The following is a 20,766-nucleotide window of genomic DNA, read 5'->3' as shown; positions in this document are numbered from 1 at the left end:
CAGGACCTCATGGTCCTGCCCGGCCTGCTGTCGTCTGACTGCTCGGGGACGCGCTGCCGCCTATCGCCGACGCACGGCTGACACGATCGACGTCGCCACCAGCGCGACACCGGCGGCGGCCAGCAGCACGATGAGTGCGAGCTGGTTGTCGAAGTCCGCACCCAGTGCCCGGGCCACTACTCCCACGCCCACCACGAGGATGATCAGGCCCCACACGACGGTGCTCATGCGAGCCGGCGGTCGTCGCGTGGCCGCAGGAGCCTGCGTGGCGGGGCCCACGGTGTCGTCGGCGAGGGGAGTCGTCTCGACCCGGGGGAGCGGGGCTGTGCCGTCCTGCGGGAACCGGACGTCGAGCGGGCGGGTGTCGGCGGCGTCCGGCTCGGGGGGAGTGCTGCCGGGGTGCTGCGTCGAGTCGGTCATGACTCCTCCTTGATGAGAATCTCGCCCGCGCCCGACGTGATGTCGAGGTGGATCTGCGCGAGGTCGCCGTCGCCGACGTGGTCGGTCTCGAATGTTGCGGTGCGGATGCCCACGCCCCCGCGGCTGAACACGTCCTCGCCCACCCGCCAGGTGGCGGTGCCCGCGCCCAGGCGGACCGTGGCCGAGGCCGCGGTGTCCTCGGGCAGGATCACCACGAGGTTGCCGACGCCCATGTTCACCGGGACGGTGAGGGTGTCGTCGGTGGTCAGCGGAAGGTCGGTGAGGTCGATCGTCAGGTCCCCGGCACCCATCGAGTAGCCGTCGCCGGCCTCCCGCGTGGTCGAGGGACGGAAGGTCTCGTCACCCACGAGCGGACCGTTGGCGAGCGGGTTGTCCGCCGCGGCCAGGGTGACCGGTCCGAGGAAGACCGCCACCAGAGCGATGAAGCCCAGCACCCCGGAGGAGCGCCCGCGGAAACCGGCGACGACGATCCCGGCCCCGGCGAGGATGGCCGCGACCCCCAGCGTGATGGTGAAGGTCTGTCCGTCAGAGCCGTCGTAGATGCCGGCCCGGTCAGCCATCAGCAGCCCTGCGAAGGTCAGCAGCGCGAGCCCGACGACGATGCCCAGGGAGGTCGCTCCGGGTCCCTTGACCGGGGGCCGGGACTCCTCCGGCGTGTCGGGGCGTCCCGGTGCCGGCTGCGGAGCGGGGCCACCGGGAGCGCCGAAGGGGGCCTGCGGGCCGAAGGGGGCCTGCGGGGCGGCGGTCTTGGTCATGACGGGCCCCGCGCTGCTCGGGGCCGAGGGGGCGACGGGAGCCGGCGTCGAGAAGGCCGCTGGGGCTGGAGCCGGGGGCTGTGCGGCAGGCGGCTGCGACGGCAGGGCGCCGGTCCGCTGCTTGCGGACGGTGACGAAGAAGTAGATGACAAAGATCGTCAGCGCGGTCCAGAACAGTCCGTCGAACCAGGCGAAGCCCCACCCGCCCCACCAGCCGATCTGGCCGGTGCGCCAGGTGAGTCCGACGACCAGGAGGACACCCGCCCCGGCCAGCGCGGAGTCGAACCTGCCGCGGATGGCCTCCTGCAGGTGGATGCGCCCGTCGCTCTGCTCGGGCAGCAACGCCCAGCCCAGCGCGTACAGGACGAAGCCCACCCCGGACAGGACCATGAGCACGCCGAAGGCCGCACGGACCAGCAGCGCGTCGACACCGACGCGCAGCGCCAGGCCGGAGGCCACGCCACCGATCCACCGGTCGTTGGACCGCACGATGCCGGTCCGGCGGATCGAGTCGAAGAACGCGTCGATCCGTTCGGCGGTCGACGGTGTGGGCTCGGGCCACGGGGCCGACGAGCCGGGAACCGAGCCGGGAGGAGTGCCGGGAGCGGCTGGACCGCCGGAGGTGGCGCCAGACGTCTCGCCGGGAGCCGGGGGCGGTGCGCCCGCTCCGGTGGGCGGAAGTGGGGAGTCGTCGCTGTTCATACGTCGATCCTGGTCCTCCCAAGCGTCCCCTGACTATCGGGTGACACCCTGACCTGACCCTGATCTGCCCGGTCACCGAGCCCTGATCCTTCCCTGGTTCGGACCCAATAGGCTGGTCAGATCTCCGCGCACGCCCGTGCGCGTGTGACGATCAGGGAGTGACCCCCATCATGACCTCGACCCCACCGGTGCCTGCGCCGTCGTCCGGTGGCACGCCGGCACCGACCCGGCTGCCGCTGCGCCGCCCGCACCGCGGCCGCATCGTGGGCGGGGTGTGCCTGGGAGTGGCCGCGCACCTGGACCTGCCGGTGCGCACGGTGCGGTTGTTCACCGTCCTGCTGGCCTTCGTGGGTGGTGCCGGGATCCTGGCCTACCTCTTCCTGTGGACGCTCGTCCCCTCGGGAGACCCCGCGCAGGTGGCCGCCGCCGAGCGGGACCCCGCGCTCGCCCGTCTCGCGCCCCGCACCGACCTCCCGCCCCAGCGCCTCCAGGACCGGTTGGCCCGGTTCCCGGTCCGCGACGTGCTCATCGGTCTCCTCGCCCTGGTGGGGGCCAGCGCGCTCATCGCCAGCCGCCTCGGCGTGCGGATCGAGTGGTCCTGGGTGCTCCCGGTGATCCTCGCGCTCGCCGGCTTGGGCCTGGCATGGAGCCAGCTCGACGAGACCCAGCGCGGTCAGTGGCTCAACCGCGCCGGCGGGCGCACCTCGAACGGCATCTTGCGCCTGGCCGGCGGCCTGGTCCTCGCCCTGGTCGGAGTGCTGCTGCTGGTCAGCCAGGACATGCCGTCGACGGCGATGCTCCCGGCTGCTGTGGCCGCGCTCGCGGTGCTCGCCGGTGCGGCGATCGTCCTCGCCCCGTGGTGGCTGCGGCTGGGCCGCGAGCTCGGTGAGGAGCGCGCTGCCCGCGAACGGGCCAACGAGCGCGCTGACATCGCCGCCCACCTGCACGACTCCGTCCTCCAGACGCTCGCTCTCATCCAGCGCAGCGCGGAACGCCCGGGGGAGGTGACCCGCCTCGCCCGCAACCAGGAGCGCGAGCTGCGGGAGTGGCTCTACACCGACCGCTCGCCGGCCGGGACCTCGCTGGCGGCTGACCTGACCGCCCTGGTCGCTGAGGTGGAGAACACCCTGACCGAACGGTCCGGCGGCGGGGAGGCGATCTCCGTGGACACCGTCATCGTCGGAGACGCACAACCCAACGAGGCGACCAGCGCCCTGCTGCAGGCCACCCGCGAAGCCCTGGTGAACGCCGTCGTGCACGGGAAGCCGCCGGTGTCCTTGTATCTGGAGGTCAGCGCGGACGCGGCGGAGGTGTTCATCCGCGACCGGGGCGACGGATTCGACCTGGACGCCGTCCCGCGCGACCGGTTCGGGGTCCGCGAGTCGATCCTGGGGCGGGTGCAGCGCCGCGGCGGGGACGCCAGCGTGCGCACCGGTCCCGGAGGCGGGACCGAGGTACGTCTGCGCCTGCCGCTCGCCCACAGCGCACACCCCCACCAGACCAGCCCCACTGACCACCTAGGAGATCTCTCATGACTGCCGCCGACCCGATCCGCGTCGTCCTCGTCGACGACCACGACATGTTCCGGGCCGGGGTGCGAGCCAGCCTCGCCGCCACCGTCGAGGTGGTCGGTGAGGCCGACGACGTCGACTCCGCCGTGGCTGTCATCGCGGCGACCGCGCCCGCGGTCGTCCTGCTGGACGTGCACCTGCCCGGCGGGGCGGGCGGCGGCGGCGCTGAGGTGCTCACCCGGTGCGCCGACCAGCAGTCGGCGACCCGCTTCCTCGCCCTGTCCGTGTCCGACGCCGCCGAGGACGTCGTCGCGGTCATCCGGGCCGGGGCGCGCGGGTACGTCACCAAGGCCATCTCCGGCCCCGAGCTCAGCGCCGCGATCGAGCAGGTGGCCGGCGGGGACGCGGTCTTCTCGCCGCGCCTGGCCGGCTTCGTGCTCGACTCCTTCGGCACGCAGGCTGCCGACGTCGCGGTCGCCGACGACGAGCTGGACCGGCTCTCCGCCCGGGAGCAGGAGGTCATGCGTCTCATCGCTCGCGGGTACTCCTACCGGGAGGTCGCCGGGGAGCTGTTCATCTCGATCAAGACCGTCGAGACGCACGTCTCGGCGGTGCTGCGCAAGCTGCAGCTCTCCTCCCGGCACGAGCTCACCCGATGGGCCGCCGCACGCCGTCTGCTGTGACCTGACTGCGGGGAAATAACCCGGAAGATCACCCGGCGAGTGTGCATAGGCAGGGGCTGGTCAGGCACGATGGGGGCATGAGTCACGCTGCAGCCACCGACGACCTTGAAGGAACCGATCGCCCCGTGCTGATCGCGTGTTCCCACGGAACCGACAACCCCCAGGGACAGGCGGTCATCAGCCACCTGGTGGGCCAGGTCCGAGAGCTGCTGCCGGACGTCGAGGTCCTGGAGACCTACGTGGACGTGCAGTACCCGCAGGTCGACGAGGTGGTGAACTGCGTCGCCGCGGGACGCGCGGTGGTGGTGGTCCCGCTGCTGCTGTCGGGCGGGTTCCATGTGAACGTGGACATCGCCTCGGCTGTCGCCTTCCGCGCCTCGACAGGTTCCCCGACGGTCGCGGCGGCCCCGCTCGGGCCGGACCCGCGCCTGGCGAGCATCCTCGTGGACCGCCTCGACGCGGCGGGCGCGCTGCCGGGCGACGCGGTCGTCGTGGCGGCGGCCGGGTCGAGCGATGCGGCCGCGGCGGTGGACGTCGAGCAGGTGGCTGCCGAGGTGGCGGCGTCCTGGGAGGGGCCGGTGAGCGTGGGGTACGCGGCCTCGGCTGCGCCTCGGGTCGCCGTGGCCACCGACCTGGCGCGGTCCGAGCTCGGTGGTCCTGAGCACGGCCGGGTGGCCTTGGCCACCTACCTGCTGGCGCCGGGCTTCTTCACCAAGCGTCTGGCCGAGGCGGGGGCCGACCTCATGGCCGAGCCGATCGGCGCGCACCCGCTCGTGGCGCAGATCATCGTGGACCGCTTCACCGAGGCGCTCGCTCTGCTGCCCACGCCGGTGGACAGCTGAGGCTCGACCTATGGACACCCCGCTGCACGTCACCACCTCCCTGAGCCTCGCCCCGAGCGAGCTCGGGTGGCGCTTCTCGCGGTCCTCGGGGCCCGGCGGTCAGGGAGTGAACACCGCGGACAGCCGCGTCGAGCTCACCTGGGACCCGGCGACATCCCCAGGGGTCGCCGGCCTGCCGGAGGCGGCGCGTGAGCGGTTGCTCAGTCGGCTGGCCCCGTCGCTGGTCAACGGCCGGGTAGTCATCGCCGCGTCGGAGTACCGGGCGCAGCTGCGCAACCGTCAGGCGGCCCGTGAGCGGCTCGCTCAGATCCTGCGTGAGGCGCTGGCCCCACCACCTCGGGCGCGCCGCCCGACGAAGCCGACCCGTGGCTCGGTCGAGCGTCGCCTCGTGGCGAAGAAGTCCCGGGCGGCGATCAAGTCCGGACGGGGACGCCACGGCGGGACCGACTCCTAGGAGTCAGGGTCCCTCCACCCACTCCGGAGCGCGTCGGACCACGTCACCGACCACCGTGATAGCCGGTGGACGCACGCCAGCCTCGACCGCACGCGCGGCGATGGTCGCGAGGGTTCCGACGGTGGTGCGCTGACGCGGGCCGTAGCCGTCCTCGATGATCGCGGCGGGAGTCTGCGGGTCCCGGCCGTTGGCGAGCAGCCCGGCCGTGGTCTGCGGCAGGTGCGCCACGCCCATGAGCAGGATGAGGGTGTGGTCGTCGGCGGCCGGAACCCGGCCGACGTCCTCGTGGCCGGTGAGGACCGTGAAGCCGCGGGACAGCCCCCGGTGCGTCACCGGGATCCCCGCCGCGGCGGGCACCGAGATGGCGCTGGTCACCCCGGGGACCACCTCCACCGGGATGCCCGCGGCGACGCAGACGTCGAGCTCCTCCCCGCCGCGACCGAAGACGTACGGGTCACCGCCCTTGAGCCGCACGACGGCGTTGCCGGCCAGGGCGCGCTCGACCAGGATCGCGTTGATCTCGTCCTGGGGGATGGGGTGGTGCCCGGAGGTCTTGCCCACGTCGATGATCTCGACGTCGGCGGGCAGCTCGTCGAGGATCGCCCGCGGTGCCAACCGGTCGATGACGACGACATCGGCCGCGGTGATGAGGTTGCGACCGCGGACGGTGAGCAGGTCGAGCGCGCCGGGTCCGCCGCCGACGAGGGCGACCGAGCCGACGCGGGCGTCTGTGCGCCCAGCCGTGTCGGGAGCGTCGCCGCGCGGCGGCGTCGCGCGCACCGGGAGCGTCCCGGTGCGCAGGCTCGCCTCGATCGCGTCGCGGACCCGGATGGACCGGCGGGGGTCACGGTCGACGACCGACGCCGAGGTCACCGACACGACGGAGTCATCGACGCGGGCGACCGCAGGCATCCAGGCGGACGCACCCGCACCGTCGCCGGCGGCGACGCAGAAGGTCTGCTGGGCCTCGGCGTCCGCGCTGACCTGCGCGTCGACCTCGAGGGAGCCGGTGGCGGTGTGCACGAGCCAGGCGCCGGCGAGGTCGCCGCTCTCGTACGGGCGCCGGAGCTCCCAGGTCACTGCGCCGGAGTCGACGAGCGCTGCCAGGGCCGAGCACACGGCCGGGGCGACGAGCACCAGGTGCGCACCGGCGTCGGCCAGGGTCTGTGCGCGGCGTGCGGAGACGGGGCCGCCGCCCACGAGGACGACGCGCCGGCCGGTGACGCGCAGACCGAGCGGGAGGATCTCGAGCGAGGGGCTGGGGGAGGGCGAGAAGGTCACGCCCCAGACTCTACGACGACGGGGACCACGCCGGTGGCGTGGTCCCCGTCGTCGTGCTGCGACTACACCCCGGTGCGGGCCTCGCCCGGGCGTCCGCCCAGGTACAGGTCAGAGAGCTGCGGGTCGGCGAGGAGCTCTCGCGCCGGCCCGGTGATGTGCACCCGGCCGAGGTCGAGCACGCAGCCGATGTCCGCCGTCTCGAGCGCCCGGCGGGCGTTCTGCTCCACGAGCAGCACCGCGACACCGGCGTCGCGCATGCGCACGATCTGCTCGAACACCTTCGTGGTGGTCTTGGGGTCCAGGCCCATGGACGGCTCGTCGAGCAGCACGACCTTGGGGCTGACCATGAGGGACCGGGCGAACTCGACCTGCTTCTGCTGGCCGCCGGAGAGCAGACCGGCCAGCTGCTTCCATCGTTCGCCGACGATCGGGAAGAGGTTCTGGACGAACTCGACCCGCTCCTTGATCAGCGCGCTGTCCCGCAGCGTGTACGCCCCGAGCATCACGTTCTCGGCGACGGACATCTCCCGGAACACGCTGTGCCCCTGGAGCACGTGGGCCAGGCCAGAGGTGAGCATCTGCTGCGGCCCCTGCCCGGTCACGTCCGTGCCGTCCACCACGATCTTCCCGGAGGCCGGCTTGAGGAGGCCGCTGGCGACCTTGAGGACCGTGGACTTGCCGGCGCCGTTGGGCCCCACCAGGCACACGACCGTGGAGGCCGGCACCCGGATGGTCAGCCCGCGCAGCACCATCGCGGCTCGGCCGTAGCCGGCCTGGATGTCCTCCAGGACGAGCAGGTCGGTGCTCGCGGTCGAAGGGGTCGGGGGTGTGAGGTCAGACGCCAAGGTAGGCCTCCAGGACGCGAGGGTCGGACTGGACGATGTCGGGCGTGCCCTCGGCGATGGGCCGGCCGCGGTCGAAGACGATCACGTGGTGCGACAGGCTCATGACGAGGTCCATGTTGTGCTCGACGATGAGGAAGGTGGTGCCCTCGGCGTTGAGCTCCTTGACCAACGAGCCGATCCGGCCGATGAGCGAGGGGTTCACGCCTCCGGCCGGCTCGTCGAGCATGATCGTGTCCGGGTCACCCATGAGCACGCCGGCGAGCTCGAGCAGCTTCTGCTGCCCGTAGGACAGGTCGCGCGCCTCGGTGTCCTCCAGGTGGTCGATCCCCACCCGCACCAGGAGCTGGCGCGCCTTGGCCACCTCCTCCTCGGTCCGGGCGGGGGCCAGCAGCTCACGGATCCGCGTGCGGCGGACGGCGACGAGCACGTTGTCGAGCACCGTCATGCGGGGGAAGATGCGGCACAGCTGGAAGCTGCGCCCGATCCCCGCGTGGGCGATCACGTGCGGGGAACGTCCGGTGATGTCCCGCCCGCGGAAGGTCACGGTGCCGGCGTCGGGCTTGATCATCCCGGTGACGCAGTTGAAGAAGGTCGTCTTCCCGGAGCCGTTCGGCCCGATCAGAGCGTTGATCTTCCCGTCGTGGAAGGTCACGTCGGCGCCGTCGACGGCGTGGACGCCGCCGAAGGTCTTGGTCAGGCCCCGGGTGCCGAGGTTCGTCCCTGTCGACTCGGTCATCGCTTCTCCTCGGGGGTGGGGGTCGGGGTGGGGCCGCCGGAGAACACCGAGTCCCCGCTGACGCCGGCGGCTGCGTTGCGCTCGGCGAGCTCGGCCGCCGTCATCTCCCGGATCGAGGAGGACTGCGGACCGAAGCGCCGCAGACCTGCCTGGACGGCCGGGATGATGCCGTCGGGCATGAAGAGCACGACGAGGGCGAGCAGGAGACCTGTGGCGACCAGGTGGAACTGGGTGTCACCGAACTCGAGCTTGAAGATCTCCAGCGCGACGCCGACGATGACGGCGCCGACCAGCGGACCGAAGAGGTTGCGGATGCCGCCCAGGAGCGCCATCAGCACCATGTAGGAGCCCAGCAGGATCGAGAACTGGAAGATCGGGTCGAGGTCGCCGAACCACAGGGCGTACATGCCGCCGGCCAGCCCGGTGAGGGTGGCGGAGACGACGTAGGCGACGAGCTTGTAGTTGCGGGTGGGGATGCCCAGCGCCTCGGCCTTGTCCTCGTCCTCACGGATCGCCTTGAGGCCGATGCCGAACCGGGAGCGGCTGATCGCCCACCACAGCGTGAGCATGACGGCCAGCAGCGCCGCGAAGAGGTAGAAGAACACGCGGTGGTGCTCGGGTCGCATGAGGTCCGGGAAGGGGCGGGGGACCACGAGTCCGCTGGACCCGCCGGTGAAGGAGCCCCAGGCCTGGAACACCAGCAGCAGGATGAGCACGAAGGCGATCGAGACGATGACGAAGGAGGCCCCGCGCACCCGGAGGGCGGCGATGCCCACCGGGATGGTGATGATCGCCACGGCCAGGCCCGCCAGGGCCCACGCCAGGAAGGACGGCAGCCCCAGGTCACGCACGATGATGCCGGTGCCGTAGGCACCGAGACCGAAGTACGCGGCGTGGCCGAGGGAGATGTAGCCGGTGAAGCCACCCATGAAGTTCCACGAGGTGGCCGTGCAGGCGTAGGACAGGATGACGACTCCGGCGGAGAGCACGTAGGCGTCCGGTGCCGCGAACGGGAACACCGCGACGACCGCGACCCCGACGACGAGGGCCAGCGCCGAGGCGATCTGGCGGTTGCGCCGGCTGCGGCGGGCGCCGTCGGCCGGCGTCTGGGCAGGGCCGCGCGAGCGTGTGGCGAGGGTGCTAGAAGCGTTGGGCAAGGCGACCTCCGAAGAACCCCTGCGGACGCACCATGAGCGTCACGAACAGGGCGACATAGAAGATGGTCTGGGCCCAGGTCGTCCCGAGCGGGACCTGCAGCAGGCTCTGACCCACCCCCAGGACGAGAGCGGCGATGGCAGCGCCGGGGATCGAGCCGAGACCCCCGACGACGATGATCGCCATGAGCGGACCGATCCAGTGCCAGTGCAGCGACGGATAGATCGTGGCGTCCAGCGACAGGGCCGTCCCGCCCAGCGCAGCCGTGGCCAGACCGAGGCCGAAGCCGAGTCCGGCGACGCGGTCGGTACGGATACCGACCAGCTGAGCTGCTTCGGGGTGCTGGATCGTGGCGCGCAGCGCCTGACCGAAGCGGGTGTGCTTCATGAGCAGGTAGAGCACCAGCAGCGAGAGTGCTGCGAGGCCGAAGGCGATGAGCTTGACCACCGCGATCCGCGCACCGAAGATCTCGATGCTCGCCGAGGAGTACGGCAGCTGGATGCGTCGCTGCGTGCCTCCCCAGACGAACCCGATGAGGCCCTCGATGAACAGCGCGATGGCGAACGTGAGCAGCACCGACATCATGGTCAGCGTCGCCGGGCGCAGCCGCCGGATGAGCAGCCGCTGCATGAGGACGCCGATCCCGAAGAACAGCGGGACGGTGACCACGAGGGTCAGCAGGGGATCGATGCCGAGCGTGGAGCTGGCGAACCACGCGAGGTAGGCCGCCAGGATGAGGAACGCCGAGTGGGCGATCATGACGACGCGCATGACGCCGAAGTACAGCGTCAGGCCCGCTGCCAGGAGGGCGTAGAGCCCTCCCAGCAGCACGCCGAGGATGAGGCTCTGGATGAGCAGGGATCCTGTCACGCCTGCGTCACCACTCAGGCTTGGGGAAGACGGGGGCTGCCTCGGCGGCGGCCTCCGGCAGGACGATCGCGATCTTGCCGTCCACGTACTGCTGCATCAGGTGCGCGCCCTGCGGCTTGCCGGTCGCGTCCCAGGACAGCGGCCCGACGACGGTCTCCACCTCGTTGTCCCGCAGCCAGTCGATGAGCTGCTGCTGGCAGTCGCCCTGCTCGGCGCAACCGACAGCCTCGACGGCTGCAGCGACGACCTGGCCGGTGGTGAAGGCGTTGGCCTCGTCCTCGCCCGGGGGGTTGCCGTGGATCTCGGTGTACCGCTCGACGAAGTCGACGTTGGAGGGCCACGCGGCTTCTGGGGTGTAGCCCGTGGGCGACAGGATCCCCTCGGTCTTGGAGCCGATGGCCTCGGAGAACTCCGGGTTCGTGGGGGCGGTGGAGAAGGCGGCGAGCTGCGGCTGGTAGTTGAGCTGCTGCAGCGCCACGATGAGGTTGACGGCGTCCTGGTACTGCGTGCCGCCGATGACCACGTCGGCGCCAGAGTCGGCGATCTTTGCCGCGATGGGGGAGAAGTCGGTGGTGTTGGGCGGGTAGACCTCGTCGACGAGCACCTCCAGGCCGCCCTCGGCCAGCTTGTCCCGCAGGCCGTAGGCGGTGCCCTGGGCGAAGGGGTCGTCCATCGAGGCGACGGCGACCGTGGTGGGACGCTCGGCCTCGGGCATCGCCAGGATGTGCTCGGCGAGGTAGTTGTAGTGGTCGTCGGCGATGGCGGGAGCAGCGTAGAAGAGGTTGTCGAAGCCTTGCTCGAACACCTCCGCGGCGGCTCCGGCCGGCTCCACGAAGAGCATCCCGTACTCCTGGGCGATGCGTGCTGAGGGCACCACCAGGCGGGTGGAGAACGGGCCGAAGACGAGGTCGACCTCGTCCTTGGCGATGAGCGCCTCGTAGTCGGCCACGACGCGGTCGGCGTTGGACTGGTCGTCCAGGATCTTGAGCTCGACCTGACGGCCGAGGAGGCCGCCGTCCTCGTTGACCATCTGTGCCCAGGCCTCGTAGCCGCGCTGGACGCCCTTGCCGGGCTCGGAGAAGTCGCCTGTGAGCGGCAGGGAGATGCCGATGACGATGGGGTCGTCGTCGCCCCCGTCGCCGGAGCTGTCTGCGTCGCTGCAGGCAGTCAGGATGAGGAGCGCGGCAGCGCTGGCTGCCGCGACGAGGGCTTGGCCTCGGTGGGTGGTGCCGCGGGTGCGGCGGGTCGTCTGTGCCACGGGTGTATCTCCTACTTCGTTGTAAGAAGGTCATCCAATGGGGGCCGCCGCGCTGTATGGGGCTATTGTGGAAAGCGCATTCGGTAAGCGGTTACCGCACAGTATGCGCCCGATGCGATCTGCGCAAGACCCAGGGTGTCGACATGAAGTTCCTCCACGGTGAAGAGGTCAGCCGATGACAGTCCGAGCGCGGGACACCGATGGCACGCCACGTCTGGCCGACGTGGCCACCCGAGCAGGGGTCTCCATCGCGACGGCCTCACGCACGCTGTCCGGCTCGCGCGCGGTGTCCGCGGACCTGCGCAGGCGCGTCCTGGAGGCCGCGGACGCCCTCGCCTACACCGTCAACCCGCACGCCCGCTCGCTGGCCGGAGGGCTCACCTCGGTGATCGGCCTGATGGTCTATGAGATCGACGATCCCTACTTCGCCGAGATCGCCGGCGGCGTGGTCGAGGTGGCCGGCGGGCACGGCTGGAGCGTGCAGGTCAGCCACCAGGACCGCACCCACACGAGCGACCTGGCAGGGGTGCGCCTGCTGCGAGGCCAGCGGGTGGGAGCCATCGTCATCGCGGGGTCGGGGTATCGGGACGCGGGGAAGAACGCGACCGTCAACACCGAGCTGGAGGCCTATGCGGCCTCGGGCGGCCGGCTGGTGGCGATCGGGCACCGCAACCTCGACTGCCACGCCGTGGTGCCAGACAACGTCGGTGCTGCCCGGGTGGTGGCCGAGCACCTCATCGCCCTGGGGCACCGCCGCATCGGCGTCATCTCCGGCCCAGAGACGCTCACCACCGTGGTGGACCGGGGGCGGGGGATCGAGGACGCCGCCGCGGCTGGAGGGATCACCGACATCGCCTGGGCGCACGCCGCGTTCACGCGCGACGGCGGCCGCGCAGCGACGATCCGGCTGCTGGCCGAGCGCAGCGACCTGACGGCCGTCATCGCCCTCAACGACACCATGGCGATCGGCGCCCTGTCGGTGCTGCGCGAGCGGGGCATCCGGGTCCCGCAGGCGGTCTCGGTCACGGGGATCGACGACATCCAGGTCGCCCAGGACCTCGCGCCCGCACTGACCACGGTCCGGCTGCCGATGGCGAGCATGGGGCGCCAGGCAGCGCTGCTCGCGCTGCAGTCAGGCCCGGGAGCGAGGCGCGTCGAGGAGGTCGAGCACGAGCTCGTGGTGCGGGCCTCGACGGCGCCGCCGCCGGCCTGAGAGCGCCCCCGTCACGACCCAGACTCGACCGCGAGGCCGCGGCGGCGCATGACGGCGCGCTCGACCGGGGCGAAGAACAGCAGCTCGACGGCGATCCCGACGACGAGGATGAGGATGATCCCGACGAAGATCCGTGACATGTCACCGAGGTCCCGGCCCTGCTGGAGCATCTGACCCAGACCGAAGCCGATGTCCCCGCCGACGGCAATGAGCTCTGCGGCCATGAGGGAGCGCCACGAGAAGGCCCAGCCCTGCTTGAGCCCGGCGATGTACCCCGGCAGCGCGGCGGGCAGGATGACGTAGACGATCATCTCGACAGGGTTGGCCCCGAGCACCTGGCCCACCCGCCGGTACAGCGGCGGCACCTGGTCCACCCCGGCCACGATCCCGTTGATGATCGAGGGCACCGCGCCGAGCAGGATGACGGTGTAGATGGTCGCGTTGCTCAGCCCGAACCAGATGATCGCCGCGGGCACCCAGGCGACCGAGGGCAGGACCTGCAGCCCGGTGATGAGCGGCCCGAAGGACGCCCGGATCCACCGCACCCGTGCCACGACGATCCCCAGCGGCGTGCCGATGACCGCCGCGAGCAGGAAGCCGACGACGCCGCGCTGCACGCTCGTCACGAGCGCCTCACCGGCGGTGCCGTCCTCCCACAGGTGCAGGAAGGTCAGCCCGACGAGCGCGGGCGGCGGGAACCTCGTGACGTCCTGGGGGCCTAGCCGGAAGGCGATCTCCCACACCGCCAGCAGCACGGTGACGGAGATGACGAGGGGCAGGACTGCGCGCACGGCCTTGCGCGTGCGGCTGACCGGTCGCACGGACGCGGTCTGCAGGGCGTCCAGGCCAGCTTCGAGGGTGCCGAGCGAGCTGCCGGTGTCAGAGGGGCTGCCGGTGTCAGTGGGCATGGCGGCGGATCTCCTCGCGCAGCTTGTCGGTGATCTCGATCGCCAGGCTCGCGACCTGGGGAGCCTCGATGCGGCGTTCGCCGGTCACCGACACGTCCCACTCCCGCACGATCCGGCCGGGCCGGCTGGACATGAGCAGCACCCGCTGCCCGAGGCGGACCGCCTCGCGGACGTTGTGGGTGATGAACACCACCGTCCGTCCGGTCGCCTTCCACACCCGTTCCAGCTCGTCGTGCAGGAGGTCGCGGGTGATGGCGTCCAGGGCGGCGAAGGGCTCGTCCATGAGCAGCACGTCCTGCTCCTGGGCGAGAGCCCGGGCCAGGGCGACGCGTGAGCGCATCCCGCCGGACAGCTCGTGCACCCGCTTGTCCGCGGCTCCGCCCAGGTGCACCATCTCGAGGAGCTCGCCCACGCGGGCGGCGCGCTGCGCGCGGGGCACCTTGCGCAGCTTGAGCGCGAGGTCCACGTTCTGCCCGGCTGTCAGCCACGGGAACAGCGCCGCCTCCTGGAACATGAGCGCGGCTCCGTCTCCCGCGACCGAGACCTGCCCGGTGGTCGGCTTCTCTAGGCCCGCCATGATGTTGAGCAGGGTCGACTTGCCGCAGCCGGACGCACCGAGCAGGCACACGAACTCGCCCGGGGCGATGGTGAGGTTTATGCCGTCCAGCACGGGTGCGCCGGCGGGGCTGAAGCGCTTGGTCACGTCGGTCACCTGGACGGCGGGGCGCGGCGCGACGGCCACGGGCGTCCCGGGCGACGCCGCGGCGTCGGCGGCGGGTGTGCCGGCTCTGAGGGTGGTCATGGCTCTCATTCCTTGCCGAGCCCGCCGGCCGAGACGGGGGTGTCCCCGCGGGCCGTGAGCACCGAGTTGAGCAGTCGCAGGTCGTAGATGCCGTCGAGGGCGCCCTCGGGGGAGATGCCGAGCGGCAGCTCGGTGGTCCCGGCGGCGAGCCCGTCCGTGAACAAGGTGCCCAGGGTCGCGGCGAAGGGGTCGGTCGTGAAGGACAGGTTCTCGAAGGACCGCGCGAGGACCTCGCCGGACAGGGCCTTGCCTGCCTTGTCGGCGAGGACGGTGTTGACGACGGCCGCAGCCTCGTCCGGGTGGGTGGTGATCTGCTCCACCGCGCGGACGTGGGCCTGCAGCACCGCCTCGACCGAGCCCGGGTGCTCACCGAGGAACTCCTGGGTGGCGATGATGTTCGTCGTGACGAACTGCCCGCCCGGCCACAGGTCGGCCTCGTCGACGAGGACGGACGCCCCCGCCTCCAGCACCAGGCGCGAGGCCCACGGCTCCGGCAGCCAGGCGCCGTCGATCTGCCCGTCGGCGAAGAGCTGGAGGGTCTGGGCGTTGGTGGTCGGCACGATCCCCACATCACCGCCGCCGGTGATGTCCGTGCTCAGACAGTGCTCGGCGAGGTAGGTCCGCGCGGCCACGTCCTGGGTGCCGCCGCGCTGGGGCGTGGCGATCCGCGTGCCGTCGAGGTCGGCGACGGTGGTGAGCGCCGGGTCGACGACGAGCTGGGAGCCCCCCGAGGTGGCACCGGCCACGATCCGCAGCAGGCTGCCGTTGGTCGTGACGTACCCGGTGATCGCCGGGTTGGGTCCGACGTAGGCCACGTCGATCGACCCGCCGCGCACGGCCTCGATGGCCGCCGGCCCGGCGTTGAAGGTCGTCACCGTGACCGTCACGTCCGGGCCGAGCGCCTCCTGGAAGTACCCCTCGGCGTCGGCCACCAGCGCCGGGGCGTGGGTGACGTTGGCGAAGTAGCCGATCCGCACCTGCTCCGCCGGCCCGAGGTCGGTGAACTCCCGGGCGTTGGCCGGGCGCCCCGTCGTCGCGCAGGCGGTGAGCAGGAGGACGAGGACGCCCGCCACGAGCCCGGACAAGCGGCCCGGGGCGAGCTGCGGCACCGGGTCCTCAGATCGTGTACTGGACGGGGCGGTCCGCAGGGTTGCGGGCGGCGGACAGCGCGTCGCCCACCATGCCGGCGGCGAGGGTGCCGCCGTCGGCCGCGTCGATGAGCAGGAACGCCCCCGTGCGCCGGGAGAGCAGGTACTCCTCGGCCGCGATCGGGGCGGCCAGGCGCAGCGTGACCCGGCCGATGTCGTTGAGCTCGAGCCGCTCGGCCGGCTCGAGGGTCGCGGAGTCGAGGTCGAGCTTGCCGACGACGTCCCGCACGATGGCCTGGACCGTCTTGGTCGTGTGCTTGAGCAGCACCCGCGAGCCGGGCAGCAGCGGGCGCTCGGCCAGCCAGGTCACGGTGCCCACGACGTCCTGGGTGACCACAGGGGCGTCGGCCGCGGTGGCGATGAGGTCGCCGCGGGTCACGTCGATCTCGTCGCTCAGGCGCAGCGTGACCGACTGCGGCGCGAAGGCCTCGGCCAGCTCGCCGTCGGCGGTGTCGATGCCCTCGATGGTCGAGCGCCGGCCCGAGGGCAGCACCACGACCTCGTCGCCGACCCGCACGACGCCGGCCGCGATCTGCCCGGCGTAGCCGCGGTAGTCGGTGTAGCGCGGGTCGCGCGCCGCGCCCTGGGGGCGCAGGACGGTCTGGACCGGGAAGCGGAAGGACTCGGTGCTCGGCTCGTCGGCCTGCGGCAGCTCCTCGAGCAGCTCGAGCAGGCTCGGGCCGTCGTACCAGGGGGTCTTGGCCGACCGGTCCACGATGTTGGCGCCCTCCAGCGCGGACACCGGGATGGTCACGAGGCTCGCCACGCCCAGGTCCGCCCCGGCCGCGCTGATCTGCGCGGCGAGCTCGCGGTAGCGGGCCTCGTCGTAGTCGACGAGGTCGATCTTGTTCACCGCGACGACCACGGTCGCCACCCGCAGCAGGCTCGCCACCGCGAGGTGGCGCCGGGTCTGCTCGAGCAGCCCCTTGCGGGCGTCGATGAGCAGCACGACGACGTCGGCCGTGGAGGCACCGGTCACCGTGTTGCGGGTGTACTGCACGTGCCCGGGGCAGTCGGCGAGGATGAAGGAGCGCTTGGCGGTGGCGAAGTACCGGTAGGCGACGTCGATCGTGATGCCCTGCTCGCGCTCGGCGCGCAGACCGTCGGTGAGCAGCGCGAGGTCCGGGGCGTCGAGGCCACGGTCGCGCGAGACCCGCTCGACGGCGTCGAGCTGGTCGGCCAGCACGGACTTGGAGTCGTAGAGCAGGCGACCCACGAGGGTGGACTTGCCGTCGTCGACGGATCCGGCCGTGGCCAGGCGCAAGAGCGTCGGCTGGGTGGTGCGGGTGGCGGGTGCGAGAGTGCTCATCAGAAGTACCCTTCCTTCTTGCGGTCTTCCATGGCGGCCTCGGAGATGCGGTCGTCGGCGCGGGTCGCGCCGCGCTCGGTGATGCGGGTCGCGGCGACCTCGGTGATGACGTCCGCGACGCTCGTCGCGTCGGACTCCACGGCCCCGGTGCAGGACATGTCGCCGACGGTGCGGTAGCGCACCTGCTCGGTGAAGACGCGTTCCTCACGCGGCTGGGAGTAGGGCCCGACGGCGAGCAGCATGCCGTCGCGCTCGAAGACCTCGCGCTGGTGGGCGTAGTACAGCGAGGGCAGCTCGATGTTCTCGCGCTCGATGTAGCGCCAGATGTCCAGCTCGGTCCAGTTGCTCAGCGGGAAGGCGCGCACGTGCTCGCCCGGGCGGTGACGCCCGTTGTACAGGTTCCACAGCTCAGGACGCTGGTTGCGCGGGTCCCACTGGCCGAACTCGTCGCGCAGGGACAGCACACGCTCCTTGGCGCGGGCCTTCTCCTCGTCGCGGCGGGCACCGCCGAAGAGCGCGTCGAACTTGTTCGCCGCGATCGCGTCGAGCAGCGGCTGGGTCTGCAGCGGGTTGCGGGTGCCGTCGGCGCGCTCGCTGAGCCGGCCGTCGTCCAGGTAGTCCTGGACCGAGGCGACCTCGAGCCGGGCGCCCAGCCGGGCGACCGTGGCGTCGCGGAAGGCGAGCACCTCGGGGAAGTTGTGCCCGGTGTCCACGTGCAGCAGCGGGAAGGGGACCGGCGCGGGCCAGAACGCCTTCTCCGCGAGGTGCAGCATGACGACGGAGTCCTTGCCGCCGCTGAACAGCAGCGCGGGACGCTCGAACTCAGCCACCACCTCACGGATGATGTGGATGCCCTCGCTCTCCAAGGACTCCAGCTGGGTGAGCCGGCGCTCGGCGGTCGCGTCGGCAGCCGAGGCGGCCGCGGCGGTCGGGGAACTGTCGGTGATACTCATACGTGGAGCCCACATTCGGTCTTGTCGAGTCCGGACCAGCGTCCGGAGCGGGGGTCTTCGCCGGGGGCGACGCGCTTGGTGCACGGTGCGCAGCCGATCGACGGGTAGCCGTCGTTGAGCAGCGGGTTGAGGATCACCTGGTGCTCGGCGGCGTAGGCGAGCAGGTCGTCGAAGGTCCACGCCGCGAAGGGGTTGATCTTCACCAGGCCGTTCTTGGCGTCCCAGGTGACCAGGGGAGTGGTGGTGCGGGTCGGTGCCTCGTCGCGGCGCACGCCGGTCACCCACAGCTCGTAGCCGGCCAGGGTGCGGCTGAGCGGCTCGACCTTGCGCATGGCGCAGCACGCGGCCGCGTCACGGGCGAAGAGGTCGGTGCCGTAGGCGGCGTCCTGCTCGGCGACGGTGAGCCGGGGCAGCACGTCGACGATGGTCACCTCCATCTGCTGGGCGACGGCGTCGCGCGTGCCGATGGTCTCGGCGAAGTGGTACCCGGTCTCCAGGAACAGCACGTCCACCCAGGGGGCGGCCGTGGCGACCAGGTGCGGGAGCACGGCGTCGGCCATGGAGCAGGCGACGGCGATGGAGTGGCCGAACTCGCGCGCGGCCCATGCCACGACCTGCTCGGCGGTCGCCTCGTCGGGGGCACCCAGTCCGGAGCCGTGCAGCTCGGCCTGGCCGCGGGCCACGATCTCCTGCAGCTCGGCGTCGCTGCGCCGGGGCCGAGCGGTGGCCGCACGGTCGGCGGTGTGCGCGGCGCGGGAGGCGTCGCGGGCCGCAGTGCGCGCCTTGGCCGCGGCTCGCAGGGCGGCGAGCGGGTCGACGGGTGCGTCGCTCACAGCAGCGCCTCCTCGTCGGCGGTCGTGGCCCACTCGGCGAAGGACTCCTCGCCCGTGCGGTCCGCCTCGAAGCGGCGCACCACGCGCTCGACGTAGTCGGGCAGGTTCGCCGCGGTGACCTTGAGGCCGCGGACAGTGCGTCCCATGCCCGCCTCGGCGCGGTCCTGGTTCGCCAGCCCGCCACCCAGGTGGACCTGGAACCCGGGCTCCTGCTCGCCGTCGTCGTTCATGACGAGCTGGCCCTTGAGGCCGATGTCCGCGGTCTGGATGCGGGCGCAGGAGTTGGGGCAGCCGTTGATGTGCAAGGTGATCGGCTTGAGCCGCGAGATGTCCCCGAGGCGCTCCTCGAGGGTGTCGATGGCCACCTTCGCGGTGTCCTTGGTGTCCACGATCGCGAGCTTGCAGTACTCGATGCCGGTGCAGGCGATGGTCGACCGACGGAAGGTGCTCGGCTCAGCCTCCAGGCCCAGGTCGCGCAGCCCGGTCACGACGCGGTCGACCTCAGCGGGGGGTACGTCCAGGACGAGGAGCTTCTGGTGCGGGGTGAGGCGCACCCGGGCGGAACCGGCGGACTCGGCGAGGTCGGCGACCGCGGAGAGCACCGTGCCCGAGACCCGGCCGACGTAGGGCGCGGCGCCGACGTAGAAGGCGCCGTCTTTCTGCTCGTGCACACCGACGTGGTCGCCGGGGCTCGTGGGCCGCGGGGCCGGCGGGCCGTCGGGCAGGGCGTAGCCGAGGTACTCGTCCTGGAGGACCTGACGGAACTTCTCCGGTCCCCAGTCAGCCAGCAAGAACTTCAGACGGGCCTTGTTGCGCAGGCGGCGGTAGCCGTAGTCGCGGAAGATCTGCACCACGCCGTGCCAGACGTCGGGCGCCTGCTCGGCGGTGACGAAGGCGCCCAGGCGCTCGCCCAGGCGTGGGTTGGCGCTCAGCCCGCCACCGACCCACAGGTCGAAGCCGACGCCGAGCTCGGGGTGGACCAGGGCGACCAGGCCGATGTCGTTGATCTCGTGGACCACGTCCTGGCTGGGGTGGCCGGTGATCGCGGTCTTGAACTTGCGGGGGAGGTTGGCGAGCTCGGGGATGCCGATGTACTTCTCGGTGATCGCGTCGATGATCGGCGTGGGGTCGATGATCTCGTCCTTGGCGATCCCGGCGACCGGGCTGCCGAGCACCACGCGCGGCACGTCGCCGCAGGCCTCGGTGGTCTGCAGGCCCACGGCCTCCAGACGGCGCCAGATCTCCGGCACCGCCTCGACCTCGATCCAGTGCAGCTGGATGTTCTGGCGGTCGGTGATGTCTGCGCTGTCGCGGCCGTACTCGGAGGAGATCTCGGCGATGACCCGCAGCTGCTCGGTGGTCAGCCCGCCACCGTCGATGCGGACTCGGAGCATGAAGTACCGGTCCTCGAGCTCGTGCGGCTCAAGCTGGGCGGTACGCCCGCCGTCGATCCCGGGCTTGCGCTGGGTGTACAGGCCCCACCAGCGGAAACGGCCGTGGAGGTCGTCGTCGGTGATGGAGTCGAAGCCCTCGCGGGAGTAGACCGTCTCGATGCGCTCGCGGACGGAGAGCCCGCCGTCCTCCTGCTTCCACCTCTCGTTGCCGTTGAGCGGCTCGGTGCCGTCCACGGCCCACTGGCCGTTGGGCCGGGCTGCGCGGGCGGGACGTGCCGGGCGTGATGCGGCTGCGTCGGGCGTGGTGGCCGGGGTGGCGTCGGGGGAGAGCTCGGCCGTGGGGGCGGTCGACGGCGACATGGTGACTTCCTCGAGTGGTTCGTGGACGCGAGGGTCGCCGGGAGGTCGCGGTTCAGTGACTGACCGGGCTGGAGATCCTCACGCGCCCTGGTCTGGTGCCCACCGCCGAAGGGATCCGGGGAGGGCAGGTTCAGGCGCGAATCAACAACAGCAACAACAGGTGCTGCTGGGGGCACACGTCACCAGGGCGCGACGAGAGGTCGCTTCCTGGGTGCTCCGAGCCGTAGTCATGTCAACGACCGTACGTGCCAATTCGGGCACCTGTCGAGGGTGTCCACATGGTGGTCTAGCGTGTCGAGATCTGAGATATCCG

20 protein-coding genes are annotated in these 20,766 nt (G+C 71.7%); 5 read left to right on the top strand and 15 right to left on the bottom strand.

The genetic code is table 11. From position 1 onward, the window contains the following. Window positions 1-60: 60 nt before the first annotated feature. On the bottom strand, window positions 61-420 hold the full coding sequence (locus SS2_RS12220) for a hypothetical protein (RefSeq protein WP_066464423.1): 360 nt from the start codon (window positions 418-420) through the stop codon (window positions 61-63). Next, window positions 417-1,898, bottom strand: coding sequence for a PspC domain-containing protein (locus SS2_RS12215; protein ID WP_066464422.1), 1,482 nt, complete (start codon window positions 1,896-1,898; stop codon window positions 417-419). The genes SS2_RS12220 and SS2_RS12215 overlap by 4 nt, the downstream gene beginning before the upstream one ends. A gap of 170 nt (window positions 1,899-2,068) precedes the next feature. Here SS2_RS12215 and SS2_RS12210 point away from each other — a divergent pair, with 170 nt between their 5' ends. The 4 genes from SS2_RS12210 to arfB all read left to right on the top strand — a co-directional run bounded on the left by SS2_RS12210 (window position 2,069) and on the right by arfB (window position 5,388). Next, window positions 2,069-3,433 (top strand): ATP-binding protein, encoded by a 1,365-nt coding sequence (locus SS2_RS12210; protein ID WP_066464514.1) that lies wholly within the window; start codon window positions 2,069-2,071, stop codon window positions 3,431-3,433. Then, the gene (locus SS2_RS12205) at window positions 3,430-4,092 is read left to right on the top strand and encodes a LuxR C-terminal-related transcriptional regulator (protein WP_066464416.1); all 663 of its coding nucleotides are present in this window, start codon (window positions 3,430-3,432) and stop codon (window positions 4,090-4,092) included. Before SS2_RS12210 ends, SS2_RS12205 begins: the two co-directional genes overlap by 4 nt. Before the next feature lie 77 nt (window positions 4,093-4,169). After that, window positions 4,170-4,934 (top strand): sirohydrochlorin chelatase, encoded by a 765-nt coding sequence (locus SS2_RS12200; RefSeq protein ID WP_066464414.1) that lies wholly within the window; start codon window positions 4,170-4,172, stop codon window positions 4,932-4,934. A gap of 10 nt (window positions 4,935-4,944) precedes the next feature. Continuing rightward, on the top strand, window positions 4,945-5,388 hold the full coding sequence (gene arfB, locus SS2_RS12195) for an alternative ribosome rescue aminoacyl-tRNA hydrolase ArfB (protein WP_066464412.1): 444 nt from the start codon (window positions 4,945-4,947) through the stop codon (window positions 5,386-5,388). A 3-nt stretch (window positions 5,389-5,391) separates the two neighbouring features. Here arfB and cobA read toward each other — a convergent pair whose 3' ends face one another. From cobA to SS2_RS12165, 6 genes are all read right to left on the bottom strand, one after another. Then, window positions 5,392-6,669 (bottom strand): uroporphyrinogen-III C-methyltransferase, encoded by a 1,278-nt coding sequence (cobA, locus tag SS2_RS12190; protein WP_066464408.1) that lies wholly within the window; start codon window positions 6,667-6,669, stop codon window positions 5,392-5,394. A 62-nt stretch (window positions 6,670-6,731) separates the two neighbouring features. Then, complete coding sequence (locus tag SS2_RS12185) at window positions 6,732-7,514, bottom strand: ABC transporter ATP-binding protein (protein WP_245643552.1); 783 nt, start codon at window positions 7,512-7,514, stop codon at window positions 6,732-6,734. Next, a complete protein-coding gene (locus tag SS2_RS12180) occupies window positions 7,504-8,250 on the bottom strand; it encodes an ABC transporter ATP-binding protein (protein WP_066464406.1) in 747 nt (248 codons plus the stop codon). Before SS2_RS12180 ends, SS2_RS12185 begins: the two co-directional genes overlap by 11 nt. Beyond that, on the bottom strand, window positions 8,247-9,407 hold the full coding sequence (locus SS2_RS12175; RefSeq protein WP_245643550.1) for a branched-chain amino acid ABC transporter permease: 1,161 nt from the start codon (window positions 9,405-9,407) through the stop codon (window positions 8,247-8,249). The genes SS2_RS12180 and SS2_RS12175 overlap by 4 nt, the downstream gene beginning before the upstream one ends. Next, window positions 9,391-10,275 (bottom strand): branched-chain amino acid ABC transporter permease, encoded by an 885-nt coding sequence (locus SS2_RS12170; protein WP_066464403.1) that lies wholly within the window; start codon window positions 10,273-10,275, stop codon window positions 9,391-9,393. The genes SS2_RS12175 and SS2_RS12170 overlap by 17 nt, the downstream gene beginning before the upstream one ends. A gap of 7 nt (window positions 10,276-10,282) precedes the next feature. After that, window positions 10,283-11,533 carry an amino acid ABC transporter substrate-binding protein gene (locus SS2_RS12165; RefSeq protein WP_083942183.1) on the bottom strand — a complete coding sequence of 417 codons (1,251 nt, stop codon included), beginning with the start codon at window positions 11,531-11,533 and terminating at the stop codon, window positions 10,283-10,285. A gap of 175 nt (window positions 11,534-11,708) precedes the next feature. Here SS2_RS12165 and SS2_RS12160 point away from each other — a divergent pair, with 175 nt between their 5' ends. Next, window positions 11,709-12,746, top strand: coding sequence for a LacI family DNA-binding transcriptional regulator (locus tag SS2_RS12160; protein WP_066464401.1), 1,038 nt, complete (start codon window positions 11,709-11,711; stop codon window positions 12,744-12,746). Window positions 12,747-12,757: 11 nt separating this feature from the next. On the opposite strand, the gene SS2_RS12155 is transcribed toward SS2_RS12160, so the two are convergent. The 7 genes from SS2_RS12155 to SS2_RS12125 form a co-directional block, all read right to left on the bottom strand. After that, window positions 12,758-13,654, bottom strand: coding sequence for an ABC transporter permease (locus tag SS2_RS12155; RefSeq protein ID WP_066464400.1), 897 nt, complete (start codon window positions 13,652-13,654; stop codon window positions 12,758-12,760). Then, on the bottom strand, window positions 13,644-14,456 hold the full coding sequence (locus SS2_RS12150; RefSeq protein ID WP_083942182.1) for an ABC transporter ATP-binding protein: 813 nt from the start codon (window positions 14,454-14,456) through the stop codon (window positions 13,644-13,646). The genes SS2_RS12155 and SS2_RS12150 overlap by 11 nt, the downstream gene beginning before the upstream one ends. 5 nt (window positions 14,457-14,461) lie before the next feature. Continuing rightward, window positions 14,462-15,565 carry an ABC transporter substrate-binding protein gene (locus SS2_RS12145; RefSeq protein WP_066464397.1) on the bottom strand — a complete coding sequence of 368 codons (1,104 nt, stop codon included), beginning with the start codon at window positions 15,563-15,565 and terminating at the stop codon, window positions 14,462-14,464. Window positions 15,566-15,572: 7 nt separating this feature from the next. After that, complete coding sequence (locus SS2_RS12140; RefSeq protein WP_066464395.1) at window positions 15,573-16,913, bottom strand: sulfate adenylyltransferase subunit 1; 1,341 nt, start codon at window positions 16,911-16,913, stop codon at window positions 15,573-15,575. Further along, window positions 16,913-17,866 (bottom strand): sulfate adenylyltransferase subunit CysD, encoded by a 954-nt coding sequence (gene cysD / locus SS2_RS12135; protein ID WP_083942181.1) that lies wholly within the window; start codon window positions 17,864-17,866, stop codon window positions 16,913-16,915. Before cysD ends, SS2_RS12140 begins: the two co-directional genes overlap by 1 nt. Then, complete coding sequence (locus SS2_RS12130) at window positions 17,863-18,561, bottom strand: phosphoadenylyl-sulfate reductase (RefSeq protein WP_439646310.1); 699 nt, start codon at window positions 18,559-18,561, stop codon at window positions 17,863-17,865. Before SS2_RS12130 ends, cysD begins: the two co-directional genes overlap by 4 nt. Before the next feature lie 134 nt (window positions 18,562-18,695). Beyond that, entirely contained in the window at window positions 18,696-20,453 is a 1,758-nt protein-coding gene (locus tag SS2_RS12125) for a nitrite/sulfite reductase (RefSeq protein WP_066464392.1), read from the bottom strand. Between the last annotated feature and the right edge of the window lie 313 nt (window positions 20,454-20,766).

Source organism: Sanguibacter suarezii NBRC 16159 (genome assembly GCF_001552735.1).
GTDB classification, from domain to species: domain Bacteria; phylum Actinomycetota; class Actinomycetes; order Actinomycetales; family Cellulomonadaceae; genus Sanguibacter; species Sanguibacter suarezii.
Note: the sequence above shows the minus strand (reverse complement) of the source record. Positions and strands in the feature narration are given on the sequence as shown.